This is a genomic window from Microbacterium sp. Leaf203 (assembly GCF_001421275.1).
Classification (GTDB): domain Bacteria; phylum Actinomycetota; class Actinomycetes; order Actinomycetales; family Microbacteriaceae; genus Microbacterium; species Microbacterium testaceum_A.
Genome location: NZ_LMKF01000022.1, coordinates 1141406 through 1165045, shown reverse-complemented (window position 1 = coordinate 1165045; position 23640 = coordinate 1141406). Strand labels below are relative to the sequence as shown.

General features: G+C 70.9%; 29 protein-coding genes and 1 tRNA gene. 15 read left to right on the top strand and 15 right to left on the bottom strand.

Annotated features, from left to right (window positions below; genetic code table 11):
* Positions 1-2 precede the first annotated feature (2 nt).
* Positions 3-1046 (top strand): ATP-dependent DNA ligase, encoded by a 1044-nt coding sequence (locus ASE56_RS06670; RefSeq protein WP_200914131.1) that lies wholly within the window; start codon positions 3-5, stop codon positions 1044-1046.
* Positions 1047-1214: 168 nt separating this feature from the next.
* Here the strand turns inward: ASE56_RS06670 and ASE56_RS06665 are convergent, their stop codons facing one another.
* Positions 1215-2486 (bottom strand): MFS transporter, encoded by a 1272-nt coding sequence (locus tag ASE56_RS06665; RefSeq protein WP_162234495.1) that lies wholly within the window; start codon positions 2484-2486, stop codon positions 1215-1217.
* Between the two features lie 55 nt (positions 2487-2541).
* Between ASE56_RS06665 and ASE56_RS06660 the strand changes: the two genes are divergently transcribed.
* Positions 2542-3492, top strand: coding sequence for a DUF5937 family protein (locus ASE56_RS06660; protein WP_056226566.1), 951 nt, complete (start codon positions 2542-2544; stop codon positions 3490-3492).
* Here ASE56_RS06660 and ligD read toward each other — a convergent pair.
* On the bottom strand, positions 3489-4514 hold the full coding sequence (gene ligD, locus ASE56_RS06655; RefSeq protein ID WP_056226564.1) for a non-homologous end-joining DNA ligase: 1026 nt from the start codon (positions 4512-4514) through the stop codon (positions 3489-3491). The two genes, ASE56_RS06660 and ligD, sit on opposite strands and share 4 nt — an antisense overlap.
* A 250-nt stretch (positions 4515-4764) precedes the next feature.
* On the opposite strand from ligD, the gene ASE56_RS06650 reads away from it, so the two are divergent.
* Positions 4765-5391, top strand: a complete 627-nt coding sequence (locus ASE56_RS06650) for a DUF1684 domain-containing protein (RefSeq protein WP_056226561.1) — start codon at positions 4765-4767, stop codon at positions 5389-5391.
* Positions 5392-5444: 53 nt separating this feature from the next.
* On the opposite strand, the gene ASE56_RS06645 is transcribed toward ASE56_RS06650, so the two are convergent.
* From ASE56_RS06645 to ASE56_RS06635, 3 genes are all read right to left on the bottom strand, one after another.
* On the bottom strand, positions 5445-6539 hold the full coding sequence (locus ASE56_RS06645) for an SseB family protein (RefSeq protein WP_056226559.1): 1095 nt from the start codon (positions 6537-6539) through the stop codon (positions 5445-5447).
* A gap of 464 nt (positions 6540-7003) precedes the next feature.
* Positions 7004-9439, bottom strand: coding sequence for an ATP-dependent helicase (locus ASE56_RS06640; protein WP_056226557.1), 2436 nt, complete (start codon positions 9437-9439; stop codon positions 7004-7006).
* Between the two features lie 173 nt (positions 9440-9612).
* A complete protein-coding gene (locus ASE56_RS06635; protein ID WP_074696539.1) occupies positions 9613-10089 on the bottom strand; it encodes a general stress protein in 477 nt (158 codons plus the stop codon).
* A gap of 140 nt (positions 10090-10229) precedes the next feature.
* Between ASE56_RS06635 and ASE56_RS06630 the strand changes: the two genes are divergently transcribed.
* On the top strand, positions 10230-10637 hold the full coding sequence (locus ASE56_RS06630; protein WP_056226553.1) for a YccF domain-containing protein: 408 nt from the start codon (positions 10230-10232) through the stop codon (positions 10635-10637).
* 3 nt (positions 10638-10640) lie between these two features.
* Here ASE56_RS06630 and ASE56_RS06625 read toward each other — a convergent pair whose 3' ends face one another.
* Both ASE56_RS06625 and ASE56_RS06620 read right to left on the bottom strand, forming a co-directional pair.
* Positions 10641-11579, bottom strand: a complete 939-nt coding sequence (locus ASE56_RS06625; RefSeq protein ID WP_056226551.1) for a hypothetical protein — start codon at positions 11577-11579, stop codon at positions 10641-10643.
* Positions 11580-11726: 147 nt separating this feature from the next.
* The gene (locus tag ASE56_RS06620) at positions 11727-12095 is read right to left on the bottom strand and encodes a VOC family protein (protein WP_056226549.1); all 369 of its coding nucleotides are present in this window, start codon (positions 12093-12095) and stop codon (positions 11727-11729) included.
* A 55-nt stretch (positions 12096-12150) separates the two neighbouring features.
* Between ASE56_RS06620 and ASE56_RS06615 the strand changes: the two genes are divergently transcribed.
* From ASE56_RS06615 to ASE56_RS06595, 6 genes are all read left to right on the top strand, one after another.
* Positions 12151-12588, top strand: a complete 438-nt coding sequence (locus ASE56_RS06615; protein ID WP_056226547.1) for a MarR family winged helix-turn-helix transcriptional regulator — start codon at positions 12151-12153, stop codon at positions 12586-12588.
* A 36-nt stretch (positions 12589-12624) separates the two neighbouring features.
* Positions 12625-13530, top strand: a complete 906-nt coding sequence (locus tag ASE56_RS06610) for a DMT family transporter (RefSeq protein WP_056226545.1) — start codon at positions 12625-12627, stop codon at positions 13528-13530.
* Positions 13511-14215: a GntR family transcriptional regulator gene (locus tag ASE56_RS06605; protein ID WP_081349860.1), complete on the top strand. Its 705-nt coding sequence runs from the start codon at positions 13511-13513 to the stop codon at positions 14213-14215. Before ASE56_RS06610 ends, ASE56_RS06605 begins: the two co-directional genes overlap by 20 nt.
* Before the next feature lie 92 nt (positions 14216-14307).
* A tRNA-Met gene (locus ASE56_RS16885) sits at positions 14308-14380 on the top strand.
* 54 nt (positions 14381-14434) lie between these two features.
* On the top strand, positions 14435-14905 hold the full coding sequence (locus ASE56_RS06600) for a helix-turn-helix domain-containing protein (RefSeq protein WP_056226543.1): 471 nt from the start codon (positions 14435-14437) through the stop codon (positions 14903-14905).
* Positions 14906-15090: 185 nt separating this feature from the next.
* A complete protein-coding gene (locus tag ASE56_RS06595; protein WP_056226541.1) occupies positions 15091-15318 on the top strand; it encodes a hypothetical protein in 228 nt (75 codons plus the stop codon).
* A gap of 12 nt (positions 15319-15330) precedes the next feature.
* Here ASE56_RS06595 and ASE56_RS06590 read toward each other — a convergent pair whose 3' ends face one another.
* Positions 15331-15669 carry a metalloregulator ArsR/SmtB family transcription factor gene (locus ASE56_RS06590; RefSeq protein ID WP_056226538.1) on the bottom strand — a complete coding sequence of 113 codons (339 nt, stop codon included), beginning with the start codon at positions 15667-15669 and terminating at the stop codon, positions 15331-15333.
* 66 nt (positions 15670-15735) lie between these two features.
* On the opposite strand from ASE56_RS06590, the gene ASE56_RS06585 reads away from it, so the two are divergent.
* From ASE56_RS06585 to ASE56_RS06575, 3 genes are all read left to right on the top strand, one after another.
* The gene (locus tag ASE56_RS06585; RefSeq protein ID WP_082450334.1) at positions 15736-16503 is read left to right on the top strand and encodes a DUF2071 domain-containing protein; all 768 of its coding nucleotides are present in this window, start codon (positions 15736-15738) and stop codon (positions 16501-16503) included.
* A gap of 19 nt (positions 16504-16522) precedes the next feature.
* The gene (locus ASE56_RS06580) at positions 16523-16747 is read left to right on the top strand and encodes an RNA-binding S4 domain-containing protein (RefSeq protein ID WP_056226534.1); all 225 of its coding nucleotides are present in this window, start codon (positions 16523-16525) and stop codon (positions 16745-16747) included.
* 107 nt (positions 16748-16854) lie between these two features.
* Positions 16855-17244, top strand: a complete 390-nt coding sequence (locus ASE56_RS06575) for a nuclear transport factor 2 family protein (protein ID WP_056226532.1) — start codon at positions 16855-16857, stop codon at positions 17242-17244.
* A gap of 148 nt (positions 17245-17392) precedes the next feature.
* On the opposite strand, the gene ASE56_RS17705 is transcribed toward ASE56_RS06575, so the two are convergent.
* The 3 genes from ASE56_RS17705 to ykgO form a co-directional block, all read right to left on the bottom strand.
* Complete coding sequence (locus ASE56_RS17705; protein WP_056226530.1) at positions 17393-17689, bottom strand: hypothetical protein; 297 nt, start codon at positions 17687-17689, stop codon at positions 17393-17395.
* Positions 17686-17994, bottom strand: coding sequence for a helix-turn-helix transcriptional regulator (locus ASE56_RS06565; protein WP_056226528.1), 309 nt, complete (start codon positions 17992-17994; stop codon positions 17686-17688). The genes ASE56_RS17705 and ASE56_RS06565 overlap by 4 nt, the downstream gene beginning before the upstream one ends.
* A 91-nt stretch (positions 17995-18085) precedes the next feature.
* A complete protein-coding gene (gene ykgO / locus ASE56_RS06560; protein WP_056226526.1) occupies positions 18086-18208 on the bottom strand; it encodes a type B 50S ribosomal protein L36 in 123 nt (40 codons plus the stop codon).
* Positions 18209-18287: 79 nt separating this feature from the next.
* Between ykgO and ASE56_RS06555 the strand changes: the two genes are divergently transcribed.
* Together ASE56_RS06555 and ASE56_RS06550 are read left to right on the top strand one after the other, a co-directional pair.
* Positions 18288-19283 (top strand): GTP-binding protein, encoded by a 996-nt coding sequence (locus ASE56_RS06555; protein WP_056226523.1) that lies wholly within the window; start codon positions 18288-18290, stop codon positions 19281-19283.
* Between the two features lie 49 nt (positions 19284-19332).
* Positions 19333-19542: a hypothetical protein gene (locus ASE56_RS06550; RefSeq protein WP_056226521.1), complete on the top strand. Its 210-nt coding sequence runs from the start codon at positions 19333-19335 to the stop codon at positions 19540-19542.
* A gap of 85 nt (positions 19543-19627) precedes the next feature.
* Here the strand turns inward: ASE56_RS06550 and ASE56_RS06545 are convergent, their stop codons facing one another.
* From ASE56_RS06545 to ASE56_RS16880, 4 genes are all read right to left on the bottom strand, one after another.
* Positions 19628-20716, bottom strand: coding sequence for an ABC transporter permease (locus ASE56_RS06545; protein WP_056226518.1), 1089 nt, complete (start codon positions 20714-20716; stop codon positions 19628-19630).
* Complete coding sequence (locus tag ASE56_RS06540; RefSeq protein WP_082450333.1) at positions 20713-21777, bottom strand: ABC transporter ATP-binding protein; 1065 nt, start codon at positions 21775-21777, stop codon at positions 20713-20715. Before ASE56_RS06540 ends, ASE56_RS06545 begins: the two co-directional genes overlap by 4 nt.
* A 131-nt stretch (positions 21778-21908) precedes the next feature.
* Positions 21909-22838 carry an NAD(P)/FAD-dependent oxidoreductase gene (locus tag ASE56_RS06535; protein WP_056226514.1) on the bottom strand — a complete coding sequence of 310 codons (930 nt, stop codon included), beginning with the start codon at positions 22836-22838 and terminating at the stop codon, positions 21909-21911.
* Positions 22839-22957: 119 nt separating this feature from the next.
* Positions 22958-23640: glycerophosphodiester phosphodiesterase family protein (locus ASE56_RS16880; protein WP_235556940.1), on the bottom strand; the 683-nt coding region annotated here is incomplete at its 5' end.

Below are 23640 nucleotides of genomic sequence, written 5' to 3'. Positions count from 1 at the left end.
CCGTGCCGTACGACATCCCGGCGCCGATGCTGGCGAAGTCCGTTCCCGAGGTGCCCGAGCACGCGAAGGTCGAGGGCGGCTTCAGCTACGAGCCCAAGTGGGACGGCTTTCGCGCCCTCATCTCGTGGGACGGCACCGACGTCGAGATCGGCAGCCGCGGTGCCAAGCCGCTGACCCGATACTTCCCCGAGCTCGTCGCGGCGTTCGCCGAGCTGCTGCCTGAGCCGTGCCTGATCGACGGCGAGGTCGTCGTGGCCCGTGGCGCCGAGGGCGAGCAGCGCCTCGACTGGGAGGCCCTGTCGCAGCGTATCCACCCCGCGGCCTCGCGAGTGAACATGCTCGCCGAAGAGACCCCCGCCATGTTCATCGCGTTCGACCTGCTCGCCCGCGGCGACCGCGACCTGCAGGACGAGCCGTTCTCCGAGCGGCGGGCGCAGCTCGAAGACCTGTTGGGTGCCGTGCCGCATCCCGTGCACGTCACGCGAACCACCGACGACCCCGACCTTGCCCGCCGCTGGCTCGCCGAGTTCGAGGGCGCCGGCCTCGACGGCGTGATCGCCAAGCCCCTCGCCCAGCCGTACGCGCCGAACAAGCGCACGATGTTCAAGATCAAGCACGCCCGCACCGCCGACGTGGTCGCCCTCGGGTACCGCATCCACAAGTCGGGCGAGGGCGTGGGTTCGCTGCTCGTCGGCCTCTACGACGACGAGGGCCGTCTGCACGGCGTCGGCGGCGTCTCGGCGTGGACCGACAAGCGCCGCAAAGAACTGATCGACGAGCTCGCGCCCCTCGTAGAGCGCGACGCCGACGGCGAGGCGGTGGTCGGCGAGACCGACCGCTCGCGCTTCTCGGCGTCGAAGGACGTGTCGTTCGTGCGGCTGCGCCCCGAGCTCGTGCTCGAGGTGCGCTACGACCAGCTCGAGGGCATGCGCTTCCGCCACACCGTGCAGTTCGACCGCTGGCGCCCCGACCGGGACGCGCGCTCCTGCACCTTCGCCCAGCTCGAGACCGTCACCTCGTACGACCTGGGCGACGTGCTCGACTGAGACCGGCTGCTCATCGAGCTGGCGGTGCGGTCGGGGTACGGCATCCCCCGGCTGTGGTCTGTCCGCGCGGGTCACGAGAACAGGGGATGCCACCGGAACAGGCCGAAACCGGCGCAACCGTCCTGCTCTCACGGCAGTGTCCTGTTCCGGTGACAGCGACCGCGGGCGCTACCCCGCGGCATCCGCCTCCCGTGCCGCCCGGCGGGCGATCACCACGACGCCCGCCGACGCCCCGGCGAACATGGCGGCGAGGATCGCCCACCCGCCCGTCCCGAGGTCGATCGCCGTCAGCGTCACGACGGCGGGCGCGATCATCGCCCCCACCGCGTACCCCGTGCCGTAGACGCCCTGGTAGCTGCCCATACGCTCCTGCGGGGCGAGGTCGAAGCTCAGGCTCCAGCCCGCGGCGCTCGACATGATCTCGGCGAGCGAGTGCACGACGGCAGCCGCCAGAAGCACCACGATCACCAACGTTGCGGGCCCCCAGCCTTCTCCCCCGACCCATCCGGCGCCCGCCCACAGCGCGCAGGCCGCGACCATGAGCCATCCGGCTCGCGTCATCGCGCGTCCCGCGCCGGCGAAGGTTCCGGTGCCGCGGCTCATCCGCACCTGCAGCAGCACGACGACGATCGTGTTGACCAACAGGAGCGGGCTCACCACCACGTCGGCGGCGATCGTGTGCGACACGACCCACAACGGCACACCGATTTCGAAGACCCCGAACTGGATGCCGAAGACCCCCATCAGAGCGGTCAGCCACAGGAAACGCGGGTCGCGGTAGGGACTCCGGCCCGCCGCGGCGGGGGCCGTCGAGTCAGGTGCCGTGACCACGACGTCGACGCGCGCCGGGTCCAGGCCGGCGACGAGCACCGCGGAAGCCAGGAAGAGCGACCCGGCGAGAGTCATCGTCAGGTGGAAGGCGAACGGTGTCCCGAGGGCGAGGGGAATGGCCGCGACCGCCGTACCCACACCGATGCCGACGTTGGTCACGGTCCGCATCGTGGCGCGGATCCGCACGCGATCCTCGCCGCGGAACGCGCGGCCGACCACGGCGGAGCGCACGCTTCCGCCGCCCTGCTGGGCGAGCAACACGAGCGACGCGACGACAACGAGCGTGGGCAGATCGCGCACGAAGAGGTAGCCGATGAGGGCGCTCCCCTGCACGACGTGCAGCACGACGAGCATCGTCCGCGCGCTGAAGCGATCGGACAGGTGCCCGAAGACGAGCGAGCTCACGACACCGACCGCGCCGGCGATCGTGAGGCCAATTCCGACCGTGACCGGCTCGAGGCCGACGATGAGCGTGAGGTAAAGCGTGGTGAGGGTGAAGAACGCGCCGCGACCGAGGGTGTCGACCAGGGTGATCGTCAGCAGACGTCGGAGCGTCTTGTCCGTCTGAACGAGGGTTCTCAGGGGGACGGTGGGGATCGTGCTGGTCACGTCTCCATTGATCCAGGCACGGCAGAGTCGTTCAAGCGATGTAGCGTGGGGCTTCATGATCCGATATGAGTTGGACGCCGCCGACATCTCGGCGATCCGCTTCGGCATCTCGCCGTTGTCCGAACTCGGGCTCAGTCTGCGCGCGCTCTCACAGCCCGACGGCTTTCCGCTGCAGCGCCCGTGGCTCGAGCGGATCGCGTCGGTGCGTCCCCTGCTCGATCTCGAGGTGCTGCTCGCGCTCGTCAACGACCGCAAGTGGACCGCCGACTTCGTGAACCCTCGGCCGGCTTCTCCGCTGACCTCTCTCGATGACGAGCTGACCGCGCTCGGACGGATCACCCGCGCCCACTTCACGACCGACCTCGAGCGCGTGCACGGAGAGGTGCCCACGGTGTTCCGGGGCCGACACGACCTGGTCATCGCCCGCCTGCAACGCGCCCTCGCCACCATGTGGGACCTGTGCTTCGCCCCGCACTGGGCGCGCATGAGCACCGTGCTGCGCGCCGACATCGCCTACCGCGGCCGCATCGCCGCCCAGGCCGGGATGGGCACCGTCCTCAACGGACTCTCGGATGCCGCCCGCTACGACGGCCGCCACCTCGACGTGCGGCTGTGGAACCCCGAGATCCGCCGTCGCCCGGTGCGCGGCGACGGGCTCACTCTCGTCCCCTCGATCTTCACGGTCCGCGTCTCGACGCCCATCGACGACGACCTGCCGCCGACGGTGATGTACCCGGCCCGCGGCCAAGGGGCGATGTGGTCGACGAGCCGGCAGCCCGCGCCTGACGCCGTGTCCGACCTGCTCGGGCGGACACGCGCCACCTTGCTGGCGGCCCTGGGCGAGCCGGCATCCTCCACCGATCTCGCCCTGCAACTGGGCGTCTCGACCTCCGCGATCAATCAACACCTGCGCGTGATGGAGCGCGCCGGGCTCTTGAACCGAGCGCGCTACGGCCGCGCGGTGCTGTACTACCGCAGCGCCGCGGGCGATGCGTTGACGCCCTAGGCCTCCGGGTTCTTCGCCCGAGACGGCTGCACGCGCGGCGGCTCCCCCGGCATCTTCGGGAACTCGGGAGGGAACGGCAGCTCCCCCAAACCGTTGTCGAGGTCACGCTGCCACCACTCCAGCAGGGTGTCGATGCGTCCGGGCTTGTCAGCGAACCCCTTCCAGGGATTACCGACGGATGCCAGTCGCTCGGGGATCGAGCGCACGGTGAACGCGAGCGGGTCGAGGTCGTCGAGCTCGTCCCAGGCCACCGGGGTCGACACCGTCGCGGTCGGCAGGGCCCGCGGCGAGTACGCCCCGGCCATGGTGCGGTCGCGGTTCGCCTGGTTGAAGTCGACGAAGATCCTCGCGCCGCGCTCCTCCTTCCACCAGTTGGTGGTCACGGCATCCGGCATCCGTCGTTCCAGCTCGCGTGCCGCGGCGATGACCGCATGCCGCACGTCGAGGAACTCGTGCGTCGGCTCGATCGGGCAGAACACGTGCAGGCCGCGGTTTCCACTGGTCTTGATCCAGGGCTCGAGCCCCGCCTCGCGCAGCACAGCGCGCAGCTCGTGAGCGGCGGTGACGGCCTCGGCGATGCCCGTTCCCGGCTGCGGGTCGAGATCGATACGCAGCTCGATCGGGTGGTCGGGATCGGTCGCGAGTGAGGCCCACGGGTGGAACACGATGGTGTTCATCTGCGCCGCCCACACCGCCGACGCGATCTCGCCGAGGAAGAGCTGCGGATGCCGGCGCCCGCTGTTGTACGTCACGATCACGGCCTCGACGAAAGCGGGCGCACCCTTCGGCGGGTTCTTCGAGAAGAAGGCCTCGCCGCCGACACCCTCGGGAAAGCGCTCGAGCGACACCGGCCGGTGCCCGTTCGCGGCGATGAAGGGGTCGGCGACGGCGATGAGGTACTCGGCGAGCTCGCGCTTGGTGATCCCGACCTCGGGCCACAGCACGCGGTCGGGGTTCGAGATGCCCACCTCGCGCTCGCCCTCGAGTCCCGGAACGGTCAGCGTGATGCGGGGGGATGCCATGACCCGACGCTAGTGCGCGGGCCGGGGCCGTGTCTGCCCCGTTGCGGGCATTCGGGCGGGGCTCCGCTTCTGCGGGGTGTCACTGCCGTGGGGCACCCCTGCCGTGGGGCGCCGCGGCCGTTCCGGGGCACGTTTCGTGGCCCCGGGGCGCGAGAAGTGGCCCCGGGGCCACGTACGCACAGCACCGACGCCCCGCGGCGGGCGTGTCCAGCCCGAGCCGCGGCATCCGCCCCGGTCTTACGCTCGATACATGACTTCCGCCGCCGCCCGCTCCGCCCTCGACATCGCCGACTGGCGCCGCCGCGTGTTCGCGCTGTACGACGCCGTGCGCGAAGCCGACGATCCCGAAGACGCTCACGAGCTCTGGCGGATCGAGCGCGACGCGCTGTTCGCCGATCACCCGGCCACTCCCCTGCTTCCGGAACAGCGCGAGGGCTTCGTCGGGCTGCCGCTGGCGCCGTACGACGCCGCGTGGCGGTTCGAGGTCCCGCTGCTCGACGCCGACGAGGCGTCGTTCGTCGCCACGACCGGCACCGACGGCGAGGTCGGGTTCGAACGCATCGGTCGCGTCGAGCTCCCCGACACCGGCTCGCTCGATGTGTGGCGGCTCACCTCGTACGGCGGAGGGTTGTTCGTCCCGGTGCGGGATGCCGCGGCCGGACGCCCCGGCGGCACGTACGGCGGCGGGCGCTACCTGCTCGACACCATCAAGGGCGCCGACCTCGGCCGCGGCACCGCCCCTGACACCCTCGTCATCGACTTCAACTTCGCGTACAACCCGTCGTGCGCCTACGACCCGATGTGGGCGTGCCCGCTGGCCCCAGCCGGCAACGTCCTGCCCGTCGCGGTGCCGGTCGGCGAGTTGTACGGGGTCTGACACGGACGACGGCGGGCCGCCCCGAGAGGGAGCGGCCCGCCGTCGTTCGTGTCTCAGGCGGTGGGTTCGGCGCCCTCTTGCGCGAGGGCGATCACGGGTGCGAGCTCGTCGCGGTCGATGCGCATCCACGGTCCCGCCGGGTCGATCAGGATGCCGGTGAGCCCGGTGTCCCCGGCCAGCGCCTTCGCGAGCTGGTCGCGCTTGATGGGCAGAGGCTGGTCGCCGCGACCGAGGGCGAGCAGTTCGAGCGGGTGCGTGAACACCTCGAGGAAACGCTCGCCTGTCGCCGAGCGCGACTCGGCGACGCCGATCGGGCCGCCCTCTTCGGAGCGGTTCACGCCGATCCACAGCGGAGCCTCGGCGACGATCGCGTCGACGATGGTGTATGCCGTCGAGTCGTCGCGGGTCTCGCACAGGGCCGTCTTGATGCGGAGTTCGGGGTCGACTTCGGCGACCATGCGCTCGAGCAGCGCCTTGGGGAGCACCGCGCGGTTCGCGCCCGACGCGGGGTCGAGGATGATGCCCGCGTAGGGACCGGCGAGCACGTGACGCAGCAGGGCCATGACCGGCTGCCCCATCGCCGAGGTGTCGCGGTCGCCATCGGCGTCGACGCTGGCGCGCAGCGCCAGTCCACCGCTGTAGGCGAGCACGAGCTGCTCGTCGCCGTTGTTGGCCACCGCGAGCGGCAGGTCTTTGCCCTCGGCCAGCAGCGCGCGGGCGTCGCCCTTCACCCGCAGGAAGACGTGCCCCTGCAGCAGCTGACGCGCGATGTTGAGCAGCTGAGCGGGCTCCGGCTGCCCCTCGATCTCAGCGAGAGCGTTGCCGAGCAGCACGTTGTCGCGCAGCCCCGGCACCGTCTCGGGCGCCTCGGGGGCTTCCATCGCGCCGGGCTGACGCGCCGAAGGGCGAGCAGCGACGGGCGGGGTCGACGACGGTTCGGGGGTGTCGGGGCCGGCACCCACACCACGGAACGACGACATCGAGATGCCGACGGTGGGGGCGGCCTCGGCCGAAACCTCCGGGGCCGGAGCGGCGTCGCTCGGGCCTGCGGGATCGACGGGCTGTTCGCCCGGCTCGATCGTGGTGTCGGGCCGGTCGACCGATGCGTCGTCGGAGTCGGACTTCTTGCGGCGCGAGAAGAGAGCCATTGTTTCAGCCTAGCCGGGGCGCTCCCCCGCCCGGTCCGCCGGGCGCGCATCGTGGGGTCGGCAGATGCGGCCCGTGGAACTGACGGGGCGCCCGTGACGCGGGCTCGGCGGGCTCCGATTCACGTTTGGGGCGGGATCCGTAGCTTGGGGCAGCATTTTCACGCCCCAATCGACAGGACACGCCCCAAACCGAGAATCTCATCGCCCGCGGCCTTGTCCCACCTGCGTCGCGACCACCCCACACGAGCGAACCGCGGCTATGGGGCGCCGCACGTGCAACGGGGTGCACCGCGCACGCCCCGGTGCACGGAACGCGCCCCGAACCGCCCCGCGCGCTCGGAAAACCGCTCGCACGCGGGAGACCCCGGCGCCCGCCGCCCAACCCAGCGCCCAGCGCCCAACCCAGCGCCCGGCGCTCAGCCCAGCGCCCGGCGCCCCGGCGCCCGCCGCCCGCCGCCCGCCGCCTACAGCTTGGTGATCGGCGCGATCTTGACGAGCAGCTTCTTCGGGCCGACGGTGTCGAAGCGCACGTGCGCGACGCGCTTCGCGCCCTCGCCGGTCAAGGCATCCACTCGGCCCTCACCGAAGTCGTCGTGCCGGATGCGGTCACCCGACGCCAGCTGCATGTCGCCGTTGTCGCGGACCTTGGCCGGGATGCGGTTGGGGAACTTGCTCGGATCGGCCGGCGCCCGCTTGGGCAGCGGCACCAGGTCGTCCCCGTACCGGCTTCCGCCCCCGGGCTGGCCGGGGCGGCGTCCGCCGCGGGCGTTGAGCGCGCGCGACTGCGAGCCGCCACGGCCGTTGACGTCGCCCGGCGACTGCCGCCAGTCGATGAGGTCGGCGGGGATCTCCTGCAGGAACCGGCTGGGCATGGCCACCGTGACCTCGCCGAACTGCGCTCGAGTCATCGCGAGCGAGAGGTGCAGGCGCTTGCGGGCGCGCGTGATGCCGACGTAGAACAGCCGCCGCTCCTCTTGCGGACCGCCCGGCTCGTTCGCCGAGATGCGGTGCGGCAGCAGATCTTCTTCGACGCCGGTGAGGAACACCGCGTCGTACTCGAGGCCCTTCGCCGTGTGCAGCGTCATGAGCGACACCGAGCCCGACGCGTCGTCGAGGTCGTCGGCATCGGCGACGAGGGTGACCTCGGTCAAGAAGTCGATGATCGTGCCCTCGGGGTTGTTGCGCGCGAACTCGCGGGTCACGGCGACGAGCTCGTCGAGGTTCTCGAGGCGAGCCTCGTCTTGCGGGTCTTTGCTGGCGCGCAGGGCGTCGAAGTATCCGCTCTTGTTCAGCAGCAGCGTGAGGCCTTCGGTGACCGAGGTGGAGGGGGCGAGCTCTCCGGATGCCGGAAGCATGATCGCCGTGGCCTCGGTCAGCACCGCGTCGAGCTGATCGATGGCCTTCTGCAGCTTCGGGCCGACGCCGATCTGGGCCGAGTTGGCGAGGGCATCGCGGAACGTGATTCCGTGCTCGGCGGCGTATCGCGCAATGGCCGTCTCAGTGACGTCGCCGATGCCGCGGCGCGGACGGTTGAGGATGCGGCGCAGCGCCATGGAGTCGGCGGGGTTCGCTACGGCGATGAGGTACGCGAGCGCGTCTTTGATCTCGGCGCGCTCGTAGAACTTGGTGCCGCCCATGATCTTGTATGGCACCGCGGAACGGATGAAGATCTCTTCGAGCGCACGGGACTGCGAGTTGGTGCGGTAGAACACCGCGACGCCGGAGTACGGCAGCCCCTTCTTGTGCAGCGCCTCGATCTCGTCGGCGACGAACTGCGCCTCGTCGTGCTGCGAGTACCCGGTGAACCCGATGATCGGGTCGCCCGCGCCGACGTCGGTCCAGAGCTTCTTGTCTTTACGGTCGAAGTTGTTCGAGATGACCGCGTTCGCCGCCGAGAGGATGTTCTGCGTCGAACGGTAGTTCTGCTCGAGCAGCACGACCTTGGCGCCCGGGTAGTCGCGCTCGAACTCGCTGATGTTGCGGATGTCGGCACCGCGGAACGCGTAGATCGACTGGTCGGAGTCGCCGACGACGGTCAGCGAAGCGGCGTCTTCGCCCGCGGGCTCGGCGTCGAAGATCATCATGCCGCCGGACGAGAACGGCTCGGCATCCGATCCCGGAGGCCGCGTGAGCTCGTGGATGAGCGCGTACTGCGCGTGGTTGGTGTCCTGGTACTCGTCGACGAGGATGTGGCGGAACCGCTTGCGATAGCGGTCGGCGACCTGCGGGAACGCCCGGAACAGGTAGACCGTCTGCGCGATGAGGTCGTCGAAGTCGAACGCGTTGGCCCGCTGCAGCTCGCGCTGGTACGAGCCGAAGATCTCGACGAACACACGCTCGGCGGGGTCGCTCATGTTCGCGGACCGCGCGTAGGACTCGGCATCCGCCAGCTCGTTCTTCAGCTTCGAGATGCGGCTCTGCGTGCCGGCGGGGGTGAGCCCGAACGAGTCGCCCTCGTGCTCCTTGACGAGGCGCTTGATGAGCGCGCGGGAATCGCCGGAGTCGTAGATCGTGAACGACTTGGTGAAACCGAACTGCTCGGCCTCTCGCCGCAGGATGCGCACGCACGCCGAGTGGAACGTCGAGATCCACATGCCGTCGGCCTTCTGCCCGATCAGCTGGTGCACGCGCTCGCGCATCTCGCCGGCGGCCTTGTTGGTGAAGGTGATCGCGAGGATCTGGCTGGGATACGCCTCGCGCGTGCGCAGCAACGACGCGATGCGGCGCGTGAGCACGCTCGTCTTGCCGGAACCGGCGCCCGCGACGATGAGCAGCGCCTGGCCGCGATAGGTCACGGCCTCGCGCTGCGGACCGTTCAGCCCCTCGAGGAGGTCGGCGTCGGGTCGGGATGCCGACGGTCCGGGACCGTCGACGATGAGAGGCGTGGAGGCGTCGGTCATGGCGTGGTCAAGTCTAGGCGGGGCCTCCGACATCGGCCCCGTCGAAGGCCACGCCCGCGGGTCCTCGGCGTGCAACCGTGGACCCGCCGCGGATCGCGCCCCGGGGCCACGAACGACGCCCCGGGACCGGCCACCGGCCCCCGCACCCCAGCTCTTCGGCCCCTGCGGACGCCTCAGCTTCGCGCTTCGCCCGCCGCACCCGACGACAGCAGCGACTGGGCGCGCGAGAAGTGTTCGGCATCCACCGTCACGTCCCAGCGCTCGGCTTCGAAGCCCTGCACCGACGAGAAGTCGCGGCGCCCTCCCGTGAACGAGTGCCCGACGAAGCCGAAGACCGCGCCCCACACCGCTCCGAGCACGAGGCCCAGGAGCACGAACCCGAGGAACCCTCCGACGCTCAGCAGACCGATGAGGACGCCGATCATGAGGCCGAACCACGCACCCGAGGCGGCACCGAGACCCGCGGCGCGGCCGCGCGTGAGGCGTCCGGTCACCTGCTCGACGATGCGCACACCCGTTCCCACGATCGCGGTGTGCTCGACCGGGAAGCCGGCATCGGACAGGCGGTCGACGGCGGCCTGCGCCCCGGTGTAGTCGCTGAAGCTCGAGAGGACGCGGCGCTCGGGCGTGGCACGGGTGATGTCGGACATGGCGGGTTCCTTCCCTCGGTGACCCCACGCTAACGACGCCGCCCGCACCGCGCGGGGCGGTTGCGCGCGGCCCGGGCCCCGGTTAGCGCCGAAGAGTCACACTCCGGATGCCGTTCAGCCAATACCGCGATGATGGATCCATGCGGCTGATCCTCAACGTCCTCTGGCTCGTGCTCTCGGGCTTCTGGCTCTTCCTCGGCTATCTCGCCGCGGGGATCGTCCTGTGCGTCCTCATCCTCACGATCCCGTGGGGGATCGCGTCCTTCCGCATCGGGCTGTACGCCCTGTGGCCGTTCGGCCGCGAGATCGTCGCGAAGCGGTCGGCCGGCGTCGGCTCGTTCCTCGGGAACGTGGTCTGGGTGATCCTGGCGGGCTGGTGGCTCGCCCTGGGGCACATCTTCACCGGGCTGCTGCTGTGCGTCACAATCATCGGCATCCCGCTCGGCATCGCGAACTTCAAGCTCGTTCCCGTGTCGCTCATGCCGCTCGGCAAAGAGGTGCGCGAGATCGGTCGCGGCGGACCGTTCGACCAGACGCTCGGCCGGTAGGGCTCAGCGCGCGGAGCGCACGTACACCCGGCGGGGCAGGGCGAGCAGGATGCCGACCACCGTCGCGATCCCCCCGATCACGGCCGTGACGGTCATGAGCTCGACGGGGAACACCCCGTCGCGCACCCCGGTGAAACGGGCCAGATCCCAGGGCAGGATGCCGATCTGCTCGTTCCACGAGCGCAGCGCGTCCCTCGCGCCCACCACGGCGATGGTCACCGCGGGCAGGGCGTACCCGACGCCCATGCCGGCGAGCGCGACGCCGGCCGCGCGGCGGCGACCCAGCTGCGCCGACAGCGACCAGCCGGCCACGACGAACACCCACGCGACGAGGGCGACGGCGATCGCGAGGTAGAGGATGCGCACCCACGGTTGCGCCCAGAGCGCCTCCCAGATCCCCTCGGGACCCGACAGCGATACGGCCAGCAACGCCACCACGCAGCGCAGCACGAGCGCGCCGCCGACGGCCGCGATGATCGGCCACGGCGAGCGTCGCCCGAGAAGCAGACGCACCGCGGCGGCGAACAGGAGCCAGCCGGCCACGGCGATGGCCATTCCCCACAGCCCGTCGCGCGGAGTCTGCACGACGCGCGTGAGCACGAGCAGTCCGCCCGGCACGAGGATCATCAGCAAGCGGTCGAGCGGCAGTAGGCCGAGGCTCGATTCGCGCGCCCGCCAGGGTCGGGTCGACGCGATCCACGACGCGCGCGCGGCGGCGGCCCCGGGGCGGCGGACCAGACGGGTGCGGGCGGCGACCGCTCCGATCAGCAGCCAGACCACGCCGAGGGCCAGGAGCACGCGGGCGATCCATTCCGTCGCCGGGTCGACCGTCATCTGCTCTCGCGCGAACGGGTCGACCATCACGGCGAGAACCGTGCCGATCGCCAGGAGGATAGCGGCGACGCTGAGGGCCAGGATGCCTCGCCCCGCCGTCGTCGCCATGTCCCTACGTTACCCGTCGGATTCAGGGCTCCCGACCGGTCAGCGGTGAGCAGCGGCACGGGTGAGTTCGCGCGAGCGCCGGGGTGCCGGCATCCCTCTCCGAACGGCGATCCAGGATGCCGACACCACGCGCGCCCGCGACGGGACTCAGGCCTTGTCGTGCAAGGTCACGTGGTACCCGTCGGGGTCGGCGAAGGTGAAGGTGCGTCCGAAGGGGCCGTCGATCGGCTCCATCACGATGCGGTGCCCGTCGGCGACAAGTGCGTCGTGCATCTGCTGCACCTCGGTGCCGTGGAGCCACAGAGCGACGCCGACACCGGGCTGGGCGACCCCGGTGAGGTCGGTGCCGGGGGCGAGGTCGCGCAGCGCGAAGGCGATCGGCGCGGTGTCGAAGACGACCGCGTGGGGCGGGCCGGCGGGTGAACGGCGCAGGCCGAGGTACTTCTCGTAGAAGGCGTGCGAGGCGGCGAGATCGCGCACCTGCAGTGAGATGAAGTCGGGTCCGGTGACGGGCATGAGAGTCTCCTCGCGTGTCAGTTATCTGACACCCACTGTATGTCAGAATACTGACATGACGCAAGAGGCGATCGACCTGGACACCTCCCTGGGGTACCTCCTGAAAGAGGCGGCGAGCGCTCTGCGCGCGGCGATGGAGGACGTGCTGCGCCCCCTCGGAATGACGATCACGCACTACTCCTGCCTCGAGCTCCTCGCCCAGCGGCCGGGCCTGTCGAACTCCGAGCTCGCGCGAGGGGCCTTCGTCACCCGGCAGTCGATGAACGTCCTTCTGCAGAACCTCGAACGCGAGGGCGTCGTCGAGCGCGCCGACGCCGCCCCCGTCGGAAAAGCCCTCCCCACGCGGCTCACCGCGAAGGGGCAGCGATCCCTCGATGCGGCGAGCGCGGCCGTCCGCTCGGTGGAGAAACGCATGCTGAGCGGAATGACGGATGCCGAGCAGACGGTCGCCCTGCACGCCCTGCGGTCGATGGTGACGTCGCTGCGCAGCTGACCCACGCCGAGAGCCGGATTGTGTAACAATCCATCCATGCTTCCCGCCCTCGCGATCGTCGCCGCGGCGCTGTGCTTCTCGACCACCGGCACGGCGCAGGCTCTCGCGGGCGTCGACGCCTCTCCCCTCGCGGTCGGAGCGGCGCGGATCGTGGTGGGAGGCGGCATCCTGGGCCTTCTCGCTCTCGCCCAGCGTTCGCCCGGCCGCGCGCGCAGCGGATCCCGCGCGTCCACCGCGGCACTGATCGCCGTCGGAGCCCTCGGCGTCCTCGCGTACCAACCGCTGTTCTTCCTGGGCACGCGCGAGAACGGCGTCGCCATCGGCACGGTGGTCGCCCTCGGCTCGGCACCCATCGCGACCGGGATCGTCGATGCCGTCCGCCTGCGCCGCGCTCCCACGCCGCGCTGGATGCTCGCGACCGCCGTCGCGCTGATCGGCGTGGTCCTCGTGTCGGGCGTGACGGGCGGGGCGACCGCTCTCGCGCCCGGCGGCCTGCTCGCTTCGGCCGGCGCGGGAATGTCGTACGCCCTCTATACGGTGTGCGGCAAAGCACTGATCGAGAGGGGGTGGAACTCCACACGGGTCATGGGAGCGGTGTTCGGCGTCGCCGCCGTGGCGAGCCTGCCCGTCCTCGTCCTCGCCGGGACGTCGTGGCTGCTCACCCCGAACGGCCTGGCCCTCGCCCTCTGGCTCGGGGTCGTGACCACGGCGATCGCGTACCTGCTGTTCGGATGGGGGCTCGCCCGCCTGAGCGCCGTCACGGTATCGACCCTGACCCTCGCCGAGCCCCTCGCCGCCACGCTTCTGGGCCTGTTCGTCTTGCGCGAGCACCTCACTCTCGTGAGCGGCATCGGCCTGGCCCTCATCGCGGTGGGTCTCGCCGTGGTGTCGGCTCCGTCTCGCAGGCGTGAGGAGGTTCCGGATGCCACGGCCCGCGCGTGACACCAGTGACGGCGCCGCGGCGGGCACAGGCGAGACGCACTCGCGCCGCCGGGGAGCGCCCCTGCCCGGACCCCGCACCGCGGACGCCGTCGCCGACACGCTGCGCGCCGCGATCCTGTCGGGCGAACTCGCCCCCGGCACTCCCCTGCGCGAGGAGGAGCTCAGCGCGACCCACGGCATCTCGCGGCACACCGCCCGCACGGCGCTCGCCACCCTCACGGCCGAGCGGCTCGCCACGGCCGAGCCCTACCGCGGCGTCCGGGTGTCCCAGCTCGACGACGACGCCCTGATCGCCCTTCAGCAGTTGCGCTGCGCTCTCGAGACCGAGGCGCTGCGGATCGTGCGGGATCGCGGCATCCACCTCTCCGAGGTCGACGACGCCCTCGACGCTCTCGCCGACGCCGAGTCCGAAGGCGACTGGACAGGAACCCTCGACGCGCACGCCCGCGTGCACCTGGCGTTGGTCGCCGCGGCGGGGTCTCCGCGCATCGCCGAGGAGTACCGCCGCCTCGACGGCGAGATGCGCCTGCTTCTCACGCACGTGCGGCCCGCCTACGCTCCCGGGGCGCTGACGGCGGAACACCGCGCGTATGTCGAAGCGGCGCTCCGCGATCCCGAGCGGGTCGTGCGCGCACACCTCGAGCACTCCACGAGGGCGATCATCGACGGGCGGTCCGGGCGCTGATCGAGGCCCCACCGCCACACGGCGACACATCCCGTCACCTCGCGCAACGCCCCTTCGTCGCTCGCGCGCCCCGGGTTAGCGTGGGGGCACATCGCGGCGATCCGGGCGGTCCCGGGCCTCGGCTCATAACCGAAGGCGTGGCGGGTTCGACTCCCGCCGTCGCGTCGACACCCCTCGGCAGATCGACGGATCGCTAGGGTATATCACGGAGGTATAGCCGTGACCCGAAGCTTCGACCGCAGCCGCGCGTCGCACCTCGTGCGAGCTGCGCGCCTCGACCGCAAGATGTCTCAGGCAGATCTCGCGCGAGCGGCCGGGATGAGCCAGCCCAATGTGGCGGCCATCGAGAACGGGACGAGAAACCCCAGCGACGACGCCTTCGAGCGCCTGCTGCGGGCCGCCGACTACCGACCCAGCCTGGCCGTCGAAGAGAACGCCGAAGCGATCGTCGAGGCAGGGCGGCGGCACGGACTCCGCGACATCCGCGTCTTCGGTTCGGTGGCGACCGGCGCCGATCACTTCACGTCGGATATCGACCTTCTCGCTCGCGTCGACGCAGGACGCGGCTATTTCGACATCGCGGCCTTCACTCACACCGTGGAAGAGCTCACGGGCTTTGCCGTCGACGTGATCGTCGATGACGAGCACCGGCCTTCCTTCCTCGACTCGACGGCGTGGGCCGCCCTGTGACGGAATCCGAGTCGCAACCGGCCGCGCGCTTTCGACGCGCTCCGAGGGCGGAGCAGCCCCCTGCACCGCATGCCCAGGCGAACTTCCTCGAGAGCGTCGACGCGATCGAGTCTTTTCTCGGCCACGCGACAAGCGAAGGAAGAAGCGCGTTCCGGCGCACCTCGCCGTCGTACGCGTCCGGCTCGATGGCGATCATCCGAGCCGCAGCGCTCTTCGAGACCGACGAGTTCGCGTCATTCGTCACCGACACCCCCGCCGAGGTCGCCACCGCCCTCCGGACGATGCGCAACATCGCGTCCCATGCGGGATACCGCGCAATGAACGACGATCTCTTCTGGGTCACGCTGACGGTCGAGCTTCCCCCGCACATCGCCTCGTGGCGACGCGCGGCCGAGGACTCCCCGTCACACTGACCCGCGGCGCTCCTACGCCTCCGCCGGCAGCGTTCCACCTCGGGCGGGACGCCTCTTGCGTACTTCGCGCAGCACGATCTGCTCGGGGCACACCGTCGACAGGAAGTCGCCCACCGACAGCGCCAAGCGCTCACCCACGAGCGAGTACAGGATGCGGTTCGCGTCACGCCGCTCGGAGACGAGACCGGCTTGGCGCAGCACGCCGAGGTGCCGAGAGATCGTGGGCCCACTGGCATCGAACCGCGCCGCGATCTCACCCGCGGCCATCTCGCCGCCCTTCAGGTCTTGGAGGATCTGGCGGCGCGTGGGGTGCGCGAGAGCCGCGAAGATGTCGGATGCCGCGTCGGTCACGAATCTGAATATAGCACTGGAGCTAAATTGCGTGTAGCTTCTTCGCTAAATAGCGAAGGAGATCCGATGAGCACGCAGACCGACACCCTGGGCCGATGGACCGCGAGCAGGCGCCCCGTGGCCCCTATCCCCCGGATGGCCGCGACGATCGCACAGCGAGTGCTCGTGAACTACCGCGTCGACCCCGACGTCGCCCGGTCGCTCCTGCCCGACGGCATCCGCCCCCAGCTCGTCGACGGGAGCGCCGTCGCCGGCGTCTGCCTGATCCACCTCACCGCCTTCCGCCCCGCGTGGTTCGCTCCGGCGATCGGGCATCGCAGCCGCAACGCCGCTCACCGCATCGCGGTCGAGGGGGACACTGCCGAGGGCCCGCAGACCGGCGTCTACATCCCCCGTCGCCACAGTTCATCTCTTCTCGCACGACTGGTCAGCGGACGCGTCTTCCCCGGAACGCACGCCCCCGCGAGCGTCGACTTCCGCTCCACCGCCGACGACCTCGAGGTTCGCGTCGGGGCCGACGACCTGCGCGTCCGCGTCGCCGCGCGCCGGGGTCCCGGCATCCCGTTCCGCAGCACCCTCTTCGAGACCCTCGAGCAGTCCTCGACCTTCTTCCGGAAGGATGCCGTGGGCTGGTCGCCCACCCGCTCGGGTGCACTCGAGGGGCTCCGACTCGACACCGACGCGTGGAAGGTCGAGCCGATCGACGTCACCGCCCTCTCGTCGACCTTCTTCGACGAACTGCCCGACGGCGCCGCGCAGTTCGACCACGCCCTCCTCATGCGCGACGTGCCGACGCGGTGGAGCAGCGTTTCGACACCCGCGACGATCTCATGACTGCTGTCAGACTGGACGCATGACCTCCTCCGCGCCCCAGGATGTGCCCGTCGGCAGCGAGGGCATCCGCCTCGGCCAGTTCATGAAGTTCGCCAGCATCCTCGACTCGGGCGGAGACGTCAAAGAGGCCATCATCGACGGCTACGTCGAAGTCAACGGCGAGGTGGACCGCCGCCGCGGCCGCCAGCTGCAGGTGGGCGACGTCGTGACCTTCGAGGGACGCTCCTTCCGCGTGCAGGCCTGACGCGACCCGACATCGGCGCGATGAGCCGTCCCTCGTCACGTGACGCGGCCGCAGCTCCGCCGCAACAGCGCTTGCGCACTGTCCTCCGCTCCGGAAGCGTGACCCGCATGGACAATCGCGAGAACGCCGCCGCCGCTGAAAACTGGATCGCTCGTTACGTCCGCGCGTGGTCGACGAACGACCCGGACGAGATCCGCTCCCTTTTCACGGAGCAGGCCGAGTACCGCGACGGGCCGTCGACCCCTCCCTGGGTGGGTCGCGACGCGATCGTCGACGCGTGGCTCGCTCAGAAGGACGAACCGGGAACGTGGTCGTTCACGCACGAGCTCGTCGCGGTCGACGGCGATGTCGCCGTGATCCGCGGGTGGACGGACTACCCCAACGCCACCGCGAAGGCGAGACACTACGACAACATGATGGTCATCCGGCTCGCCGAAGACGGTCGTGCCGCGCTCTTCACCGACTGGTGGGTGGCGTCGACACCATCCGATTCGTGAACGGATCCGTTCTGCCCACCATGTCGGTGTGTTGACCCCCTCCTTCCGCGTGCAGGCCTGACCTGGCCCACGCGAAAGGCCCGCCACCCCGACGGGGGAAGCGGGCCTCGGTGCACCCCGCGCTCGTGACACGGGAGGCCGCTCGAGCTCAGTGCTCGTCGTAGTGATCCGTGTGCAGCGCGTGACGGTGGCCGTCGTGCACGTAGTCGGCGTGGTCGTCGTGCGTCACCTTCTCGTGGCCGCAGTCGTCGCCGTGACGGTGCTCGTCGACGCCGTGCTCGGCCTTCGACTCGTGCTCGTCGTAGTGATCGCCGTGCAGCGCGTGGTGGTGCGTGCCGTGCACGTAATCGATGTGATCCCCGTGCTCGATCTTCTGGTGGCCGCAGTCGTCGCCGTGCGCGTGCTCGTCGACGGAATGCTCGGCGTGGGTGTCGGCAGTGCTCATTGTTCGTTCCCCTGATCGGTCGGTTCGGTGACGTGGGCGATCGCATCGAGCACGACGTGAGCGACGTGCTGGTCGGCGAGGGCGTAACGGATCTCTTTGCCCTCGCGTTCCGAGCTCACGAGTCCCGACTGCCGCAGGGTCCGCAGGTGCTGCGATACCAGCGGCTGCGAGAGTCCGGTGCGCTCGGCGAGCGCCCCGACTGTGAGTCGTTCGCGGCTCAGCAGCCAGACAAGCGCGAGACGCGACTCGTTGCCGAGGACCTTGAACAGCTCGGCGGCATCGTCGAGCCCGGCGATTGTGTCCACATCAGGTAGACCACCACACACATGCACGAATTGCAATGTGTTTACGCTTTCGGGAACGGTTCTCGTTTCCGTTATCGCCACACCGGGGCGATCACCCCTGCCGCCCCTTGAAGCGGGGGTTGAGCTTGTTGATCACGAACACCTTGCCGCGTCGGCGCACGACCTGCGCACCGGGCTGCTTCTTCAGGGACTTGATCGACGCGCGGACCTTCATGGCATCCTCCTTGTTGATAACTGTTCTCAATAACAAGCTAGAGTGTCCCCACTCCCCTGACAAATGAGAGGTGGATGCCATGCCCCGCACGATCGCCATCATGGGCGTGTGCGCCCCCGAGCGCCGCACCTACGCGGAACGGACCGCCGTCGCGCTGTCACGCCCCCTTCACCTGCTGCGCTACGCCGACCTGCGCGTGTCCCACGCGCTCCCCCTCCCCCGCCCGCGGGCGAACGACGCGCAGACCGTGGTCGACCTCGGCACCGACGTCGACCTGATCCACGCGATCGCGGCACGCGGCGGGTCGGAGGTCGAGGCTGTGTGCGTGGTCGACGCCCGCCACATGATCGGCGACCTCCTCGACGACGCCGCGCTGTCGGCATCCGCGAAACCCGGCGACACCCGCGGTGACATCGGCGCCCGGGCGCGCCAGGCGGCGCTGGTATTGGAACTCGCGACGCGCATCGTCTGGGTCAACTGGGAGCAGGTGCCCACGCCGGCGCTCGCCGTGCAGATGGCGCTGGCGTCGCACCTGAACCCCGCCGCCGTCGTGCGCCTGTCGCGCGACCCGCTCAGCGACCTGCGCTCGGCCGCGACGCACGAGGGCGAGATCCTCGAGCGGGCGGGGTGGGTGCGTGCGTTGAACGGCGAACACGACCCGTACATGCGCGACAACCGCGTGATGACGCTCACGTACGAGCAGGTGCGGCCGTTCCACCCCGCGCGCCTCTCGGCGACCCTCGATCGCCTCGACGCCGGCGCGGCCGGCCGGCTGGTGCGCTCGGCCGGGCTCTGCCGCCTGGCATCGCGCCCCGGCATCCTGGCCCGCTGGGAACACGTCGGATCCGCGATGTGGATCGAACCGCTCGGCGCCGACGACGGCCGCATGGGCCTGGGGCAGGAGATCGTCTTCACCGGTCTCGACCTCTCGGCGCCGAAGCTCGCGCACCTCCTCGACCACGCCGTCCTGACCGACGAGGAGTTCGCCGGCGGCCCCGCGACCTGGCTCGCCTTCGCCGATCCGCTGCCGGCATGGCCGGCGGTGGAGTCATCGATCCCGGATGCCACCGACTGACCGTGTCAAGCCGGTCGCCCGCACCGCCCGGTGAGAGGAACGTGAACGCATGAGCACTCCTGACATCCCCTCCCGCCACTCCGACGATGCCCGCGCCGACTCGGCCGCCCCCACCGACGCCGTCACCGACGAGGTCCGCGAGGACGCCGCCGAGGCCGAGGAGCACGTGAACCTCGACGACCACACCGGCGACGCCCTCGACGGCGACGCCGCTCCCGCCGACGACCCCGGCTTCCCCGCCGCCGAAGGCCACGCCTGACCTCCCCCGCGCACGAGAGGGGCGCCCGTCCTGCTGCGGCAGGGGGCGCCCCTTCGTTCGCTCGGCCTCGATGACCGGCGGGTCGCTAGGCGATGCGCGTCCCCGGAGGCAGCCTCTTCGCCGGCGTCTTCGTGCGGGAGATGCCCCACGCGAGCAGCCCACCGGCCAGCAGCAGCTGGAAGAACAGCCCCACGAACCAGCTCGGGGTCGTCCCCGCGATGCGCTCCTCGGTGCTCGGGTAGTCGTCGACGTTGAGACCGCGCGACAGCGTGCACCCGTCGTACGACGTGGTCTCCTCGGGCGACAGCTGCGCGGAGCGGACCCCGGCGGCGATCTGAGAGAACAGATCGGTCGGGTTGCCGTTCTCGTACGTCGGCGGAGTCGCGTCGGCGAGGATGACGAAGGGGTTGGCCGCGAGGATCCACCAGACGCGATCGAACCGGGGCTGCTCGGAGACGTAGCTCGACTCCACGCACGGCAGCTCGTCGTAGCTCGGGCAATTCGGCGAGGTCGAAGGCGAACTCAGGTCGCACCCCAGGGGCACCGCGTTCCAATCGACGTCGCGACTGATCGTCGTCGTCTGCGTGCGCAGAGCAGCACCCCCGAGCCCGAACGCGATGAGCGTGCCCACCGTCAACGCCGCCACCAAGAGATACGTCGACGCGACCGAGAAGATCGGCCGGGCGATCACCGCGCTCAGCCCCACCCCGATCGCGGCCACGACGCCGACCTCGATGATCAGGATCAGCAGCGAGGTGACGATCGCTCCGGGGTTGAGCTCGCCGGCGAGGGTGGCCACGACGAGGAACGGCAGCGCCACGACGAGGAACGCCAGCCCCGAGATCCACGCGGCGAGGAACTTGCCGATCACGATCTCGCTCGTGGTGACCAGGGTGACCTGCACGGGCGCGAGGGTCGCGGCATCCCGATCGCCGTTCACCGCGCTCCCGCTCAAGGTGGGCGAGACCAACAGCGTGAGCAGCAGGACGAGCAAGATGACGAGCGAGAAGAACCACTCGCTGCCGCCCGTGGTCAGCGAGAACGCGGCGAACGAGAGGCTCAGCAGCGCCACCAGGATGACGGCGAAGATGCCGAGGAGCACGTACCACCCGACGGAGCGCACGCGCTGGCGCAGCTCGATGCCGATGATCGTGCGCAGACGATGCAGGTTCACGAGGTGCTCCCGTCGTCGGTGCGATCGGCATCCGTCACAGGATGCGCGGCGGGCGGCGCCCAGGAGCCGGGCGGAGAGGCATCTCGCGGCCCCGCCGGGCCATCGGGGAGGTCGGGTGTCGGAGGCGAGGCCTCGGCCCTCAGGTCGAGGAACGCGTGCTCGAGGTCGCCCACCGCCGGGGCGAACTCGACGATCGGGAGCCCCGCGCTCACGAGCGAGCGCAGCCCCGCGACCGCCGCCGCCTCGTCGGAGAAGGGCACGAGGACGTCGCGCCGGTCGACCCGCACCTCTTCGGCCGTCCGCCCGAGGGCGGCCGCGATGTCGCCGCGCACGGACTCGGTCGACCGAGCGAGGTCTGCGGCGACACGCACACGCCACACCCGCACGCGGGTCGCCGCGGCGGCGACGCGATCGGTGCCGACGGTCCGCCCGTCGACCATGAACACGGCGTCGTCCACGACCTCTTCGAGTTCGGACAGCACGTGGCTCGAGATGAGGATCGTGCGCCCCTCGCCCGCCAGCCGCCGCAGCAGCACGCGCAACGCGATGCGCGCCTGGGGGTCGAGGCCCGACGCCGGCTCATCGAGCAGCAGCACCCGGGGGTCGTGCACCAGAGCACGCGCGAGCGCCAGTCTCTGCTTCTGCCCGCGAGAGAGCACGCGAGCGGGCGAGGCGGCGAGCGCACCGAGGTCGACGAGTTCCAGCAGGTGGTCGGCCCGTGCACGCGCATCCTCGCGCGACAGGTCGTACAGCTGCGCGGTGGCCACCAGCACCTCGCGCGAGGTGAGGCTCGGCCACGCGCCCAGAGAGTCCGGCATCCATCCGAGAAGGCGACGCGCGCCGGCCGGGTCGGAGACGGGGTCGATGCCGCCGATGCGCATCTCGCCCTCATCGGGCCGCAGGAGAGAAGCGAGCATGAGCATGAGGGTCGTCTTGCCCGACCCGTTGGGCCCGACGAGCCCGGTGACCCGGCCGGGCAGGGCCGTGAACGTCACCTGTTGTACGGCGTGCACCGCACCGAAGGACCGTTTGACTCCTGCGACGTCGATACCGGCATCCATAGCCTCACCATAGAGGGAGCCCCCGACACCCCCGAGGGCCACGGACGTCGATCCCCCATCCGTCCTCGGCGATTCCGCGGCGCGCCCGGGATTCGCGCGCGCTCACTGCCCGCGCGTGTCCTCGACGTGATTCAGGATGCCGCGAGCGCCCACCCCAGGGCATCGCCCGACGCCCACGCGGTGCGGACGGCGGCGCTGTCGCCCCACGCGTCCCCGCACGCGGAGAGCCCCGGCGAGCGGAAGAACGGCTGCCCGGTCGTTCCGGCGGGCCGGGCGAAGGTCCAGCGATGCGCGTGCGTCGACACCGGCTGGACGTCGATGCGCAGCAGCCGCCGGGTCGCCGCGAGCACCGGCGCGATCGCCGACTCGGGGTCGTCGAGGTGCTGTCGGGCGCGGTCCGCCGTGGTGTGGACGACCAGCACGGGGGCGTCGTCGCCGCGGCGATCGCCGTCGTCGGCGACGAAGGACACATCCGCGTCGCCGTCGGCGAACGCGCTGTGCAGGTCGGCATCCCACTGCCGTCGATCCCACCGCAGGGCGACGGCGATCACCGGTTCCCACTCCTGCGCCCCGCCGGGCGCCTCGCCGGTCAGCCGTGCCGCCTGCGGGGCCGGCATCGCCAGGACGACCTCGCCCGCCTCCTCGCCGTCGACGCGGAACGGCGCCGCGCTCTCGACGACGCGCTCCGACGAGACGTCGAGGCCCTCGGCCAGGTCGAGGGCGAGCGAACGCAACCCGGCGGGAGCGGCCCACCGCATCGGCCCGGGCTTGGGCGTCCACCCGCCGTCGGCGTCGATCACCTGGAACGTGTCGGTCCACGGCCGTGCGAGCTCGCGCTCCTCCCAATCGGCGACGACGCGCGCGAAGCCCTCGGCCTCGCCGACCACGAAGTACGAGGCTCCGAGGTCCACGGGTCGACCGTCGATCGTGCGGCTCGACAGACGCCCGCCCACCCGGCGCCCGCGATCGAGCACGCGGACCGAGCGACCCGCGTCCTGAACCGCCCGCGCGCACGCGAGGCCCGAGATCCCGCCGCCGACCACCGTCACATCCACCGTCATGCGGCCATCCTGTCGGCTGCGGGTACGCCGGGGGGTCGGGGTTGCGCGGGCCGGAACTCCTGAGGATCGTCGCCTCGACGCCATCCAGGAGCTGCAACGCCCGGCACGTGGGTCGGGACTCAGGAGTTTCGCGCCGTCCCGAAGAACCCGACGCCCAGATCGGGATGATCCACGAACACCCCGTCGAGCCCGGCATCGCGCAGCACGGCCCACTCGCCTCGCCAGTCGCCGAACGCCCCCTCACCGCCCGGCCCGCGAAAGACGGGTAGCAGGAAGGCGTTCTCGGGTCGGCACGTCCAGGTGAACACCCGCAAGCCGCGATCCTGCGCCTCGCGCACGAACCGCGCCGGCCCCCGCGCGACGCCGCGTTCGTTGGACGCGAGCACCGAGCGCTTGTCCGGACTGATGCCCTGCACCTCGCCGGCGAGGGCATCGAGACCTGCCGCGGTCCGCATCGAGGCGTACGAGGCGGCGTCCGCCCCGTCCCGCTCCCGCAGATCCCACGGCGTCCCCTCTGCTTCGATGAGTTGCACGAGCGGAACCCGGATGCCGCGCTCTCGCAGCCGCGCCAGGACCAGGGGCTCGAACGACTCGATGACGAGCGCGTCCTCGGCATCCCACCATCCCGCGGCGCGCAGCTCGGCGTCGACGAGCTCGGCCAGGTCGAACCCGAGGCGGGCGAACGACGCCGCGTGCTTGATCTCGAGCACCACCGCCACCCCGCCCTGCCGGGCGAGGTCGAGGACGTCGCGAAGGCGCAGCACCGGTTCGGTGTCGTCGTGCGCCGCGCTGTCGGGGCGGA

What these genes read in the sequence shown, in the direction of transcription:
- ASE56_RS06555 (WP_056226523.1), top strand. Translation starts at nt 18,288, where the DNA reads ATGCCCCGCACGATCGCCATCATGGGCGTGTGCGCCCCCGAGCGCCGC.
- ASE56_RS06595 (WP_056226541.1), top strand. Translation starts at nt 15,091, where the DNA reads ATGGCGATCATCCGAGCCGCAGCGCTCTTCGAGACCGACGAGTTCGCG.
- ASE56_RS06585 (WP_082450334.1), top strand. Translation starts at nt 15,736, where the DNA reads ATGAGCACGCAGACCGACACCCTGGGCCGATGGACCGCGAGCAGGCGC.
- ASE56_RS06580 (WP_056226534.1), top strand. Translation starts at nt 16,523, where the DNA reads ATGACCTCCTCCGCGCCCCAGGATGTGCCCGTCGGCAGCGAGGGCATC.
- ASE56_RS06575 (WP_056226532.1), top strand. Translation starts at nt 16,855, where the DNA reads ATGGACAATCGCGAGAACGCCGCCGCCGCTGAAAACTGGATCGCTCGT.
- ASE56_RS06615 (WP_056226547.1), top strand. Translation starts at nt 12,151, where the DNA reads ATGACGCAAGAGGCGATCGACCTGGACACCTCCCTGGGGTACCTCCTG.
- ASE56_RS06620 (WP_056226549.1), bottom strand. Translation starts at nt 12,095, where the DNA reads ATGCCCGTCACCGGACCCGACTTCATCTCACTGCAGGTGCGCGATCTC.
- ASE56_RS06660 (WP_056226566.1), top strand. Translation starts at nt 2,542, where the DNA reads ATGATCCGATATGAGTTGGACGCCGCCGACATCTCGGCGATCCGCTTC.
- ASE56_RS06550 (WP_056226521.1), top strand. Translation starts at nt 19,333, where the DNA reads ATGAGCACTCCTGACATCCCCTCCCGCCACTCCGACGATGCCCGCGCC.
- ASE56_RS06625 (WP_056226551.1), bottom strand. Translation starts at nt 11,579, where the DNA reads ATGGCGACGACGGCGGGGCGAGGCATCCTGGCCCTCAGCGTCGCCGCT.
- ASE56_RS06630 (WP_056226553.1), top strand. Translation starts at nt 10,230, where the DNA reads ATGCGGCTGATCCTCAACGTCCTCTGGCTCGTGCTCTCGGGCTTCTGG.
- ASE56_RS06650 (WP_056226561.1), top strand. Translation starts at nt 4,765, where the DNA reads ATGACTTCCGCCGCCGCCCGCTCCGCCCTCGACATCGCCGACTGGCGC.
- ASE56_RS06605 (WP_081349860.1), top strand. Translation starts at nt 13,511, where the DNA reads ATGCCACGGCCCGCGCGTGACACCAGTGACGGCGCCGCGGCGGGCACA.
- ASE56_RS06535 (WP_056226514.1), bottom strand. Translation starts at nt 22,838, where the DNA reads ATGACGGTGGATGTGACGGTGGTCGGCGGCGGGATCTCGGGCCTCGCG.
- ASE56_RS06540 (WP_082450333.1), bottom strand. Translation starts at nt 21,777, where the DNA reads ATGGATGCCGGTATCGACGTCGCAGGAGTCAAACGGTCCTTCGGTGCG.
- ASE56_RS06610 (WP_056226545.1), top strand. Translation starts at nt 12,625, where the DNA reads ATGCTTCCCGCCCTCGCGATCGTCGCCGCGGCGCTGTGCTTCTCGACC.
- ASE56_RS17705 (WP_056226530.1), bottom strand. Translation starts at nt 17,689, where the DNA reads ATGAGCACTGCCGACACCCACGCCGAGCATTCCGTCGACGAGCACGCG.
- ASE56_RS06640 (WP_056226557.1), bottom strand. Translation starts at nt 9,439, where the DNA reads ATGACCGACGCCTCCACGCCTCTCATCGTCGACGGTCCCGGACCGTCG.
- ykgO (WP_056226526.1), bottom strand. Translation starts at nt 18,208, where the DNA reads ATGAAGGTCCGCGCGTCGATCAAGTCCCTGAAGAAGCAGCCCGGTGCG.
- ASE56_RS06635 (WP_074696539.1), bottom strand. Translation starts at nt 10,089, where the DNA reads ATGTCCGACATCACCCGTGCCACGCCCGAGCGCCGCGTCCTCTCGAGC.
- ligD (WP_056226564.1), bottom strand. Translation starts at nt 4,514, where the DNA reads ATGGCATCCCCCCGCATCACGCTGACCGTTCCGGGACTCGAGGGCGAG.
- ASE56_RS06645 (WP_056226559.1), bottom strand. Translation starts at nt 6,539, where the DNA reads ATGGCTCTCTTCTCGCGCCGCAAGAAGTCCGACTCCGACGACGCATCG.